The following is a 14,334-nucleotide window of genomic DNA, read 5'->3' on the forward strand; positions in this document are numbered from 1 at the left end:
TCAGATCCTGATCGAGGTGGCACTGGGCATAGCGTCGTGCGTCCAGCCAGCTCGCCCACCCTTCGGGGCCATCGAAGATTTCTTCGGGCCGCTCCTGACCCGCGACAAGGGCCGTCTCCCGGTATGCGTCCTCCATGAGCAGACTGAGTTCCAGCATGCGCTGCGCCTCGGTGGTGATTCCGTGCGCCTGCTCCAGTTCACGGATCTGCTGCGCGATATCGGTACGCGCGAATCCGGGATCGGCGCCGGGGTCTGTTCGATGCTCGGCCGAAGGCGAGGCAGCCTGTCGAGTTTCGGAAAGACGGGGGCATCCTGCGCGACCGGATCCACACCCGCGTCAGACACCGCACCGCGCTCCGGAGCCGCCTCCGCGGACAGTGGGAGATCAGCTCTCGGCGCCCGCGGCCGAGTACCGGACCGGCCAATCGGACCATCCGACGGATGGCGGGTGCCGTTCGACGTGTCGAGCGGCTCGCCGGGTGACGTAGGCGCCACCGCTCCCCGAGCGGTGGCGTGCGCCTGATCCGGATCGGAGTTGTCCTGGCGTTCCGGTGACGACAGGTTCGATCCGCTGCCGTGGGGATCGGCCGGAGCCGAGTCCGGTCCCGCTTCATCCGGGTAGCGGATGTGGTCGTCGGGTTCGCCCAGAGCGAGGTAACCGAAGACTTGGCGGCGGCCCTGGTCGGAGAAGGCGCGCAGCACATGGAAAGTGCCGTCGTGGACGACCACCAGCTCCGGCTTCCCGGTGATCTTTTCCACCCACAGTGCCGCGGTTCCCGCGGGGACCAATACGTACCAGATTTCGCCGTCGCGCCACCGATCCGACGGGACTGTGCCGACTTCGCCGACGAAGGTCGACGGCAAGGGCAACGCCGCGCCGGGAAGGGTTTCCGGAGCCCGGTCACCGAGCACTGCGGGTGGCCGCGGCACCATGACGACCGTGTCGTGAGTCAACCGCAGGACCTGTGCGGCGGCGGCGATCTGCCGCATGTGATTCTGTTCTGCTGCTGGCCGACCGTCCGGGTCGCGCGGGAAAGCTTCGATCGCGGCGTTCGCGCCGACGATGTCGCCGGCGGCACTTTGCACCCACCGCACCGCCCGGACAGCCGGTTCCGGCAGTCCCACGGCGAAGACGTCGAAGCGGTCACGGAAGAACTCGATCGCCTCGGCATTGTTCCGGAACGGGATCGTGCTGCCGGATATTTCCGCTCGTGCCAGGTCGTATCGCGCCGGAACAGACAACGCGGCGAACTCGTCCGGCGTCAAGGGCTGCCCGTGTGCCTGGATATCCAGTCGCTGCGCTTGTTCGTCGAAGTGCCGGAAGCGGTGGTCATGCTCGACCAGGTCGTGATAGGCCAGCAGAATCTCGGCCTTTTCGATCCAGGCGTCGGCGTACGGCGCCGTCCCGGCGTAGCCTTCCTCGACCAGCTCGGCCACTCGCGCCCGATCCGCCAGTTCCGCCGGGTCCGCGATCCCGACCAGACGCGCCAACTCCGCCTGCGCGTCGGCGCGCTCGCGCCACATCCGCATGCGCCGCTGCGGGTCGGCATTCGCCGCCCGCGCCGCCGAATCACGTTCCTGTCGGGCGAGTTCCCGCTGTCGGTATACCTCGACCACGTCGCGGAGCAGCTGAATTTCCGCGGTGGCGGTGGTGTGGTCGGCGCCATCCCGACGTTCTTCGACCGTGGCCAATTCGTTTTGCATGTCGAACAACCGCTGCGGCCGAGCACGCCGAGCGGCGTGCGGGTCGCGACGCGACGGCACACCCACATCCGAGCCCAGTTGTGGATCCGCGGCGAACCACACGTCATGGGTGCGCTTCGCACGGGTGAACGGATCGCTGACCGGGCTCGCGGGCAGGACAACCGGAGTCCCACTGAACTCGCTCATCACATCGGCGAGACCCGCAGGGTCCGCATACGCCGCGGCGTCGGCACTGCTGCCGAACGCCCACGCAACCGGCCCCAGATGCGGATCGACGGCATGCAGCGGTGTCGGATCCGGTTGATTCCGCGGCGGCGTCGGTGGCGGCACATCGACCGACGGATCGGTCGACGCGCCGCCACCGGGAGTGAGCAGCGCGACGAACTCGTCCCAGGTGAGTGGTTCGGTCACCTGCCACAGCCGATCACGGCAGATCTGCAGGCTGTCCCACAAGCCGATGAGGATGGCGCTGCGCTGGTCCGGGGTCAGGTCATGGGTGAGCAGCTTGATCACGTCGTGCACAACTCGTTGGATGTGCCCGAAATCAAGGAACCTGTCGAAGTTGACCGTTCGCTCGCCCGGCCGCAACAACCCGCCGCTGCGGAGATAGGCGATCGCGTCGTCCTGCGAGCGCCGCCCCCACCTGGCCAGCTCCATGTCGAAGATACCGGTCACCAGTTTCTCGAAGACATGCATATTCCCCAGGTTGCGGTCCCCGTGAATCAGTTGGCCCGGTTCCGCCTCGAACGATGCCGGGTCGATCGGCGCGAAGGGCTGCTCGGGCACTCCCAGCGCGGCGAATACCTCCCGGAGCCCGGGATGCTTTCGGAGATGCCTTTTCAGCACCCACATCTCGAACATGTTGTCGTAGGCGACCTGTTCGGCGATGTCGTCGTTCATCGGCGGCAGCGGCAGATCCGGTGCGATCCGTTGCGGCTTGGGCAACGCCTCGCGACGCACCTGGGCCAGCTGATCCTGGTACCGCATCGTCGCGTTGCGAATGCTCTCCGACCACAGTGCCGCCTCCAGTTTGGTCGCTGGATACCCGTTGGTGTAGCGGAAGACCTGTTTCTTACCGTCGGCGGTCTGGATTTCGGCCAGTAGCCTCGGCGCGAGTTCCACTCCATGTGCTACCGCGGCCGCGATCACCTGGGACTCGTGTTGTGGCGCCCAGAACCGGAAGTCGACGTTGTCGGGTGTGAAAGATTGCTGCTCTCGCACCCAGAAACTGAGGACGGCGGCACCCGTGTTGTGCATCCCCGCGCTGCGTTTCGGCGCACGCTTCGCGATGTCGGTCAGCAACTTGGCGTCCCGGTTCGACATCGTTACCCCGGAGTCCTCGCTCTCGCCCCGCGCACGGTAGTCCCGGGAGTTCAGGAAATGCCCGAGGTCGGTTTCCCATGGCTCGGAATCGATCTCGGCCGCGACCACGGAATCCCGCATCACGACGGTAAACCCGAGTTCGCGGATCACCCCGGCTGCGTTGGGTTCCGCCTCGGTGACGTCCACCGGTCCGAACAAGGCACCAATATCGGACAAGAGACCTGCAGACGGATCCACTGTCCCGTCGTAACCGATCCAGATCCGCATGATCCGGTCCATCCATGGCCCGCGAGTCTCGTGCATCCGCCACCAGACCGTCCCGTCGGTGTCGACCAACGCGAAGGCCGCCAACTCTCTGACCACCTGGGCGGCGCGCTCTGCTGTTTCCAAAGGCCAGTCGCGCATCGCTCCCACTACCTGACGACGGCTTGCTTCGACCACCGCCAGCATGTTCGTGGAAGTCATCTGCGGCTTGTTCCACCGAATCAGTTGTCGGTCCACCATCGTCGGTAGGGGCCGAGTGACCGGCACACCGCTTGTTGTGACGCTACTGCTCTCGAAAACCTCCCGCACTCGCCGCAACGAACCTCGGGCGGCCTGACCCCACAAGCCCAAGGCAGCGGCATAGTCGATCAGATATTGAGTGTCGTGCGCAATGTCCCTACCATCGGTCCGGGCATGTGCGATAGTGCGGTCCAGTACGCCGCTGATCAACCGGAAATCCGCCCAAAGCGCGACATTGCGCGCGACATAGGGGATGACGGCGGCGAGGTCCTGGTCATCGTCGTACCGCGCCATAGCCGCCGGGTCGACAGCGGGATCCCCCAACTCGGCGAAATGCCAATCCTGGATTACCAAAGCCCCAGGATCTGATTTGACGAAGTACATACTGTCCAGAAGGTGTCCGTGCACAATGGACGGCTTGGCTGCCACCATCGATCGCGCACCAGCGAGCACCGACTTGAAGGGCTTGTGCGGAATCGCCAAACCATCGGCCACAGCAGCGAATTCCGCTCGCCACTCATCGAATCGCTGCTGCCGTTCGGCCACCTTGGACCGCAGATTATCCACTAGATCGTGGGCGACCGTCACACCCGGATGCGCCGAAAGTCTCCGGGTGGGGACCTGCGCCAACTCTTTTCGGAGGATACCGAACACGCTGATGAGTAGCGAGCCATCTGCGCGGACCCGCGACAGAGGTATTCGCACCAGCTCCTGAGCGCGCAGAATCATGACGTCGACCACCCGTCCGTCGGGTGTCCGGACCCCGCTCCGGGATCTGATCACCTTCGGTAGGAATGGAATACCGTGTTGCGTCAAAAGCCGCAGCAGCTCCGCCTGTGGCAGCGACGTCGGACGAGTGGGGACCTCGACCACAAAATCCTCGACGTAATATCGATCTACACCGTCGCCTCGCTCCAACCGTCCGGCCAGGAACGCCGTCTCGATCACCGCATCGGCCGCATAGGTGCTCATCAACTGTCCTCTGGCGCTACCCCACACGGCGTATTTAGCCGCCGACAACACCGATACCCGGCTTCGGGCGCTCGCGCGAACATCGACAGCGCCTGGCGCGGACAGCTGCGCGCGCAACAACGCGATCACCCACCGCGCCAATCGCATCTGCAGGTCAGAGGCAGTCCATGGGTCGAGGTTCAGCGCGTCCGCGGTCTGCTCCAGAGTGCGGCCCTCGAAGAAGCGGTGCTCGGCGAACTCTCGGTCCCGCCGGCTCCGCAACTGGGCGAGGCATTGCTGCCGGACTTCGGCCGTGACGCGTGGACTGTTCACCAGAACCGGCAGTCGGATGTCCACGCGCTGTGCGCGACCGTGCATGAGCCACGCCATCTGCCGCCGTGTGCTCATCCACAGGCCGTCGATGTCTGCGACATCGGGCAGCTCGGTGGACAGCGCCGCCCGCGTCATCCCCTGGAGATACCGTGCCCGGGCAAGGCGACGTAGGTCGGGCGGAAGCGATGCTATCGCTCGGTGTGCCGCGTCCGAGTAGTCGCGCACAGCATCGAAGATCCTCCGCTCATCGGCCAGGGCATCGACGGGGACCACGACGGTCGCGGTCGGATCGAGCTGCGCGACGGCATCGTTCTCCAACGCCGTACCCACCTCGTCCCGGTCGCGCGCCGGACCGGAGCCGGGCTTGCGTAGTGACCGGGTCTGGAAGGTCTGGTCCTGGTCGTCGTACGAGATAAGCACCCAAGGCTCGCGCGCCCCTTTGCGGCCGCCGCGCATCGGAACGCTGGCCATGGCTGCCCTCCCCTGGCCCGCGATCGACCCGGGAGTCGAGGGCGACGGTGGTGAGTCTTCTCCTGAGCCACTGGAGTCATCCGGGTCATCATCGGGCGCTTCGTCTCGGGCCACGGTGAGCCTGCCGTAGACGTTTCCGAGGCCGTCCTCATCGCCGAAAGCGTGCGTCACCTGGAGTTCGCCACCGTGCACGAGCCGCACGTCGAAGACGGCGTCGAGGCGCTCGGGCCATTGCACGAGCGTGCCCTTCGGCAGCCGCGCATACCCGATGATTCCGGTCGTCGACCGCGCCGAGCGAATACCGATCGTTGCCACTGTGTCGGCCGGTATCAGCACTGTGTCGGGCAGCTCGGCGAGGTCGCCTGCGATGTCCAGTTCCACCGCGACCACCAGATCATGCGGCAGCGGCGATCGCTTCCCCAGCCGGGACGCCACGAATTCCGCGGTGTCCCAGCCGGTTTCCACCTCGAAGGCGCCCTCGGCGATCTCCCCCCAGGCCAGGGCGCGTTTCCCGACAACCGGGAGACGGTCGAAGTTCGCCGGCTCATCGAATGGCAGCAGGGCACCGTCTTCGGCCATGTGGCGAACCTTGGACAGGACGGAGTCCACGTTCGCGTCGGGCCCTGCCTGCCGACCCCACAGCTCGTAGGCGACCCGCAGACTGGTCCGCAGTCTGTGCTCGACCTCGGTACGGCGAGCAGACGCCAGATCCGGCGACACCAGCGCCACCAGATCCTGCAGCACGTCGCGAATCACGAGGAACTTGTGGTAGACGCGGCCGTTCTCACGCCCGAGGTCCCATGGCACGCCGGCCCCGCGCACTCGCTGGAGGTTGCGATTCAACTCCGCCCAGGTGTAAGCCGGGTCGCCCCACATGAATTCGGGTTTCGTGCCGACGACAGATCCGCCCTCGACGAGGTAGTCCCTGAGGTCGACGATCGGGATCAACTGCAACCGTGCGGGCGTCAGGTTGCTCGCCAAGACCGCCGCGAACGGCTCCTCGGGGATGTCGAGCCAGTTCAGAAATCCCTGCAATCGTCGCAGGTGCCGCGAGAACACCACCATCACCGGGGCGATGAGGCAGCGCAGGAAATCGTCCGCTGTCTCCGGTACCGGCAGGTCGACGGCCGACCGCAATGCCGGCCATTGCACCAGCGCAGCCTGGTCGAGCTGCCGCTGGGTGGCGGCGATCACCTCGTCGTGGAGCAATTTCAACTCGACGGAGTTCGCTTGATGTCCGGGCATAGCCTGTAGGACAGCGGCACCATCGTCCAGACCATGCAGCACCCGCGGCACCCGGTCTACGTCCGGTGCGATGGCCGCCAGCACCTGAGGCAGCACACCCTTCCACGGCCGCGCGCGCATGTCGTCCGGATCCTGCGGCTTCGGCCACCGCAACCAGAACCCGCCATCCACCACAGCATCCCAGCTGTGGTCCCGGTCGACCAGATCGACGGCGCCGTCCGCCCTGGCGGGTTGCAACGCCATCGCGTCCACCCACGACAGCGTCGGCCGATCGTCCTCAGGCAGGCCCAATGGGCGGAACCGGTAGGCCGAGATTTGGCTTGGCGACCATGCGTCCGGCGGGATCAATCCGGCGATGTCGTCGGCCCGGGTGGCACCGAATTGCTTCGTGCGGAGGGTGAATGCGAACGACCAGGTGGCCCACCGCGCGTCCCGGTCGTTCAACGCGGACGCGCTCACTGTGATGAACTGGTGCTCCACCAGCTCCGGCAGCATCTCCGGAGTGAACGGCTCCGGCCCGGTGTAGAGCACTCGAACCCGCATCATCCGGTGGCCGCGCGATTCGGAGATCTCCTCGACGAACATCTCCACCCGGCCGATATCGACGATCCGCAAGGCGTGTCGCACCACACGGGCCAGCGCGATGTCCGCGGCCACGCACTGTGCGGGCTCTGCGGGTGACCATCCCGCCAGCGAGCGACGCAGGAAATTTCCCGCCTCGCGCACAGCATCGGCGGACCGATCGACCGTATACACGTCCGCTTCCGCCCGCACGACGTGCCGACGCCTGCTCGCACGACCGTCCGTGGCCGGGATCGCCGCCCGCGCCACCGCGCTGCCGGTCATGGCCGCGACGACGCGCGCACTGTCCTCGGCGGGCAACCCCCATACCCGCCGTGCGGCCTCGAAGTGAGTGAGGTAGTTGCGGTCGGCCTCGCGATCCAGAATGTCCACAGACTGTTCGACAGCGACCTGCACGGCGACCACAGCCCGCCAGAGGTCCATATTCGGGCCGTCGCTGATACCGGGAACGGAAAGTGGTCGTTCGCTGTGTGATTCGAGCAGGGCCAGGTCGAACCCTTGCGATCCCAGCCGAAGTTCATGCCATCCGGTGACAGCGACCAGGTCGCCGGTGTCTTCGTCGATCAGGAGATCCCCCGGGCTGAACGCGCCCCGCAGCAGACGTATCGGCTCGTCTACTACGTCGGCTTCCCGTTCGCGGATCCGATCGTAAGCTCGAGTCGGAAAATGCAAACCTTGGAAGACCTCATTCAAACCACCGCGCCACAAGTCCGCGAAAGTTGATTCTCGGCTGCCTATTTCGCTCAGCAGAAAACGTCCCATCTCGCCGGGTCGTCCATCCCGGTAGAACAGCTGAGCATCGGCGGGTAACAGGGCCCTCTGCCACTGCAGCGTCTCGTCCGCGGGTATCTGCTTTATCTGCTGCCACTGTTGCGCCAGCGACGGCAGGATGCGGTCCTGGTATCGGTCGAGATCCTCCCGAGTCGCGGGGCGAGTTTTGCGGCCCAAGTACATCACCACAACCCGGGTGGATTCGTCCGCCACGATCCCACCCGGCAACCGCTCCCCGCCCGACCACCCGTTGCGCTTCCAGCCGTCCCCATCCCAGGTACGACCCACGAGATCCCGGCCACCGAGCACATACAACACGGGGGGCAGCAATCCGACGCCGTGACTGGTCAGGTACGCCAACGCCTCGTGCTGTGCAACTCGTTGCAGATAGGAGTTGGTCGACGCCTCCTCCAACACCAGGTAGCCCTCGTAGGCGTAGTAGACACCGTCCGCGCGCACGGTGCGCTTGCCGCGGCGCATGGCGGTCGCGGCGATCCACGCCGCGTCGTCGGCGTCCATATCCCGCGCGGATCCCTCCGGCGCGCCCAGTGGGCGGAACTGCTCCCCGCGCGGCAAAGCGTGTTCGGTGAGGGCCGGCAGGTCACCGGTTTCCTCAGCCAGGTTCCGCGGACGAGACGGCAGCTCGGGTTTCTCCCCCGCCGCCAGGCCGATCACCCCTTCGACACGATGCCACACGGCGAGGAAATGCGTGTAGATCAGGGCGTTGTTGTCGAGGTCTGCCACGGGTACCAAGCCCACGTGCCTGGTGGCCAACCAGGCCGGCACCCAGGACCTGTCGACCAGACCGAGAGCGCCGGTAATTCCGGAAACCCGGCCGTCGGCGAACAGAATATTCGAACCGTCGAAGGCGATGGGCGCCAGTTGGAGTGGCCTGTCATCCAATTCGCCGATCCGAATTTCCACCTGCCGCAGGGCGTCCAGCACATCGACCATCCCCAGTGCTTCCACCGCCGCCCGATGCGGTGCGAGCGTCGCCCGAGCATGGTCGATCAACGAACGGAGGAATTCTCGGGCAGTGCGCGGAGCTCCGGAAACCATGGTGTCCACCGTCGCCTGCGGCACTTGTGCCAACTGGCGCAGCAGCATATCGCCGGTGTGTCGGACCTTGTCGGCCATGGGGAACAGGGCCTCGTCGTCTTGGTGGACGCCGGGCAGACGCCGCATGACCAGGACTAGATTCGCGGCCTCGTCGCCCTCCAACACTTCCGGTCCAGAGAAGGCGTGCAGGACTTGCGCCAGCAGTTCCGGTGCGAACGGTGCGGTAGCGACAGCCAGTCGGTGCTCCGCGCCCGCGAAGCGCCGCAGTCCCAGCGGGTCCGCACCGAGCGCGCTGTCCGAGTGGACGTCCCGGCGAACCCAGTAGCCGTCGCCGACGCCGGCACCCAGCCAATGCGTCGCCTCGACGAGATTCACCGTCGGCCTCGAAGTCATCCACAGCAGCCGCAGCGCATCGTGCGCGGGCAGTCTCGGCCGCCGATCGTCGGCGGGCGCGCCCATATGCCGGAACCGGGCCGCAGGATCGGACACCGTCCGGTAGAGCGAGTTGGGCGGCCCGGCGGTCGTGATGTCGGCATTGCCATGCCCGAAGTACCCGAAACGCGACACCCAGCGAGCCGCCGCGGGCGCACCCGCGGCGTCCTCGACCCGCTCGGCGCGATTCTCCGTCCGGTCCAGGTCTGCGACACCGCGAAGCCCACCCGGCGGATTCTGCGCATAGCGCGCGGCTTGCTCGAAAATGCGGCGCCGCAGGCTCATATACAGGTTGTTCTCACCGTCGGTGAGTTCCGGGCAATAGTCGTCTCGAGCGTCGAACAGATCGGCCTCGCCGACGGTGAAGGATTCCGCGATCGCCGTCGGCAGGTCGAAAACTCCGTCGCGGAAGCAGTAACCGGAGAACTGGGTGCGCAACCACGCCTGAAAATCCATGCCCGCGGGTACTTCACAGGCATCGAAAGTCGCTCGAAGTCCGTCTACTACCGCCCTGCCCAGCGGGAGCTTCGCGTCCAACCAGCGGCCGATCGCATACAGCAGGGCTCCCGGCACCGGACGAAGCCACAACCCGCGACGCCACCCGGATCTCAGGTGGTCGTTCACCCGTGCTCCCAGCAGGAACGGGACGCCCGCCCACAGCAGGTCCAGCACGATTTCGCCCGCGTCCTCCGTGGCGCTGAGGTCGGTGCTGTCGAGATGGTGCGCGTCCTCGTCGTATTCGGCGAGCACATCCATACGGTCGGTGGCACCGTCGCCGCGGGGCTGTCCGATCACCAGACGCGGCGCGCCCAGCTCAGGGTCACCGGCCATGGCGCCGAGCACTGGGTACCTCTCGAACAGAGCCTGGAAGGTCTCCACAGACTCGCGCACGACCTCGGCTCGCACCACTGGTTCGGCTGCCCCGGAAAGCCGGATATTCCGCTCGGCCAACTGCCGCACGAGCAGAGCTTTGGTCTCCTGCTCGGCTTCGGACACCGCTTTGTGGTGCCTCAACAGCTGGGCGACCTCGTCATCGAGCTCATCCGCTGCCGCCGCGGTACGCCGGAGCAGGGCGTGCAGCGCCACCGCGCCCTCCCCGGCAGCGGCGGCATGCTGTTCCACCGCGGCGAACGCGTGGATCAACAAGGCACGTTCGGCGGGCAGGCCGGCTCGCGGACGTGGCAGCTCGCCGAATTGCGACCGCAACCAGTTGTCGAACGACATCGCACGGTCGCCGGTGTCGAACACGTCGATCAATGTCCGCAGGACCGAGTCGACCGCCTGCTCGCCGGTCACGGAAATCAACACCTCGGCCACCGCCCGATCGACCATGCCGCGCATCGGGTCGTCGCCCCCGCCACCGACTCCAGCGGCCACCTGCCGCGCCCAACCGTGCGCCAACACGTCGGGGTCGCTCAGGTAATGACTGTTGAACGTGATCGACCGGGCAAAAGACCAGGGTTTCGCGACACCCGGCGCCGAGTCGTGCTCATCGCGCTCGACGCGCCAGAACACCTCCGGCTCCATCGGTTGGAAGTCCACCACGCGCACATCGAACCCGGGGTGCTCGACCACGGCACGCTCCAAGCGATGGACGACGGCCAGCACCATGTCACGATCGAGACCGTCGGCGAAGAAGTCGGCTCCAGGACGAATACCGTTCCTGCGCAACGAGATACCAGCGGCGGCTGCCGAGTCCTGGTCCTCCGCCCGAGCTGGTTCGGAGTCGGCATCGGCCGCGACGAAGAGCTCTTCGATCCACCCGTCCAGCCAGTCGACCGCTTCTCGATCGCCTGCGGTCCGTAGACGGTTTCGCCGCCTCCCCAGGGTGACTCGATTCAGCCGTCTCCGCTCCGCGGCCGCTACCGCGTCCTCCGCCGGACTGGGTGACGCGCCGACAAGGCCGACCGGCCCGACGCCGTCGTGGGGGTCCTCCGAGTTGGTCACCTGAGCGGGTTCGTCGTCGACCGTCGATGGCTGCGCCGAGGAGTCCGATACCGGTTGATCCGCGGACGCGCCATCGCCGGAACCGTCCTGGCCGGGACGGCCCACCGCGTCCCCGTCCCAATTGTTATGAGCGGTCCACAGTCCCGGATCGTTCGGGCCGTGCGGTTTCTCGGTCGTGAAATCCAACGGCTCGACGAATGGCAGATCCAGGTCAGGACCGAACTGGCCGGATGGCGTCGCGGTAGCGCCGTCCCACGGCCTGGCCGAGTCCGGGCGCAGCCCTGCGTCGGACACATCGCCGTCTCCGGATGACAACACCCCGATGTCACCCGGATTACCCGACTCCGACGCGGCGTAGCCCTGCTGCGCGAGTCCCAAGATTCCGGCGAGGAATCGGGGGCTCGGCAGCGACGTCGACTCGACTCCCCACAAACGCTGCAAGCGAGCCATATTCGCGCACACGTCGCGCAGCGCCTGCGCCTGTCGCTCGGGACTTATCTCACCGCGAGACAACGCGACAATAGTGTCGACGGTGTCCTTTATCCGGAGGAGATCGTCGTATACCCGGGCATTTTCGCCCGCGCCCGGCAGCCGGACAGAATCTTCACCGGGGCGATAACCCAAAGTCGCGCGGTCGTAATCGGGATCGCCATACCGAGCGTGACCGAAACCGGTGTACCCACTGACCCTGCTCTTCTCGACGAGGATGTGCTCGCGATCGAGACGGCCGTGGATCAATTGGAGTTCGACCTCGGCCATGGTGTCGGCAGCGGCGCGCACCGACGCGTAAGGGTGCTCAGGGAAACCCAACGTATCGAAAGCGTCGGCCACCGCCGGATCCTTGTGGTTCACCAGGAAGAACGCCTCCGCCTCCTCGACAATGTCACGGGCGAATTCCCTGGCGGACCGTGGCAGGTCACCGTTCAACTGCAGCAACACCGCCCGCGGCACCTGCTTGAACTCATCCAGCAGGACTTCCGCATCGTCCGCCACCATGTGGACCATCAGCCGGAATGCGTCTTTCGACAGCGGCTTGCCCGGAATATGTCGCTGGACCGTAATGGTGGACATGAAGGCCCCAGCGGACATGATCGGTACCTGCGCGGCGGCGTACAGCAGTCGCGGCACTCGATCACTGACGAAGGGAGCGATCGCGGGCAGCAGCCGATAGGCGCGGAATCCCCGCGTATTCGCCTGCTGAGCGACCTCTGTTTGCTCCATCCGCACGAACAGATCGGCGATCCGTCTCCTGTCGTGCTCGGTCACATCCCAGGGGCTGAGCCCGAGACGTGCGTTCTCCAGCAGGATTCGCGCAGCATATTCGGACATTCCCGGACGAGAATCCGCAACCGCGCCGAGGTGTGCATAGTCCTGTGCGGGCCGTATGTCGTTCAGACCGGTCCGCTCGATGATGTCGAATGACAGAGCCGGAGACGGCTGGCGCGGCTCTCCTATCGGATCAGTCGGCTCCTGGTAGCCGTAGACGAGGATCAGTTCTGTGTCATCGAGGAAGGCCCGGGTCACGTGGTAGTCCAGACCGTCGACGAAGACGAGGCGCGGCGTCAGTGGATCCGGATGGGCTCGTACCAGTGCGCCCGCGGACACCCGGACGTATGCGGTGTCGGCGTAACTCTGCTGATGCAGTTCGTGGTACAAAACGGCAGTCCTGTCCAGCGCCGAGTAGACGTTGCCGCGCATTCGCTCGGGATGGTGGACCTCCTCCTCGGTCAGGTCGATCTCGACCGCGACCAAGAGGTCGCGCGGCAGTGGACGGGCCTCGTCGACGTCGAAGTGCGCCTGGACATATTCGAACGCCTCCTCGTCGGAGGCGAAGATGACAGTGCTGCTCTCGATTTCGAAACGCGCATACGAGATCTGCTGCCAGACGGGGTATTGGGCAAAATCCTCCTCGTCCGAGAATTGCCGATAGCGGAAGACGTCGGGCGAGTATTCGACTCGATGCAGCCCGTCCCGGGACGAAAGTGGCGCCGGACCGGAGCCAACGGGCAATCCCAATGGAATCCCTGCCAAGGGCGCGGTCCCGACGTAGTTCCGAGGGTCCCGCACTTCGGACGGCCGGGGGCCGCTGTCGGCCGCTTCTTCCTCGACCGGAGTGAATCGGCCGTAGATATTCCAGATGTCGTTCTCGTCGCGGAAAGCGTGGGTCACATCGAGTTCGCCGCCATGGACGAGCTCTACATCGAAGACGTCCCCTAGACGTTGCGGCCATTGCACGAGCGTGTCTTCGGGCACCAACATATACCCGATGGCTCGTGTCGTGGTCTCCCCGGAACGGCTGCCGACCCTTCCCCTGGCGCCCGCCGGTATCGACAACACCGCCTCCGGCGACACGGGGAAGTCCGTAGTGAGCTCCACTTCCATTATCAGGCCGCGCCGCAGCGGCGATTGCCTCCCCAACTCGCTCATGGCGAATGGCGCGGTATCCCACCCGGTTTCCACGGGGAATGCGTCCTGATCGAGCTCTCCTCGAGCCATGGCGTGTTTGGCGAGAGTCGGGAGCCGGTCGAAGACGAGCTGCTGTCTGAGGGGTGCCGGGACACCGTCCTCAGCCATGGCACGGACCTTGGTAAAGACGGTGTCGATTGTCTCGAATCCGCCTCCGAGTTTCTTGCCCCAGATATTGTTGGCCTTGAGCAGAGTGTGCCGCAGGCGACGTTCGAGTTCGACGCGACGAGCGGGCTCCAGGTCCGGTGACACCAGTGCGATCAGATCCGCCAACACATCGCGCACCGCCAGGAAGTCCTCGTAGACCCGGCCATTGTCGCGTCCGAATATCGCCCACGGCCCGTGTTGCCCGAGGCTATTGCCCAGCTCTGCCCAGGCGTAGGCCGGGTCACCCCATATCCAGTTGGTTCCCGTGAAACCGACGACGAGCCCGCTGTCGAGTCGGAAATTCTCCACGGTGGGGACCGGGATCAACTGCAACTGGGCGGGCACCAATTCCCTCGCGAATATTGCCGCGAACGGGTCGTCGGGGATGTCGAGCCAGTC

Annotated in this window: 1 protein-coding gene (cut by a window edge); it reads right to left on the bottom strand. The window is 65.9% G+C overall.

Annotation, left to right across the window (positions count from 1 at the left end):
- Positions 1–14,334 carry the 3' portion of an alpha/beta fold hydrolase gene (locus AB0C34_RS18780; RefSeq protein ID WP_357074110.1) on the bottom strand. 95,556 nt of this gene lie beyond the right edge of the window, so only the last 14,334 of its 109,890 coding nucleotides appear in the window; its start codon lies off the right edge, out of view; its stop codon occupies positions 1–3.

The organism is Nocardia sp. NPDC049220, from assembly GCF_040647855.1.
Taxonomy (GTDB): domain Bacteria; phylum Actinomycetota; class Actinomycetes; order Mycobacteriales; family Mycobacteriaceae; genus Nocardia.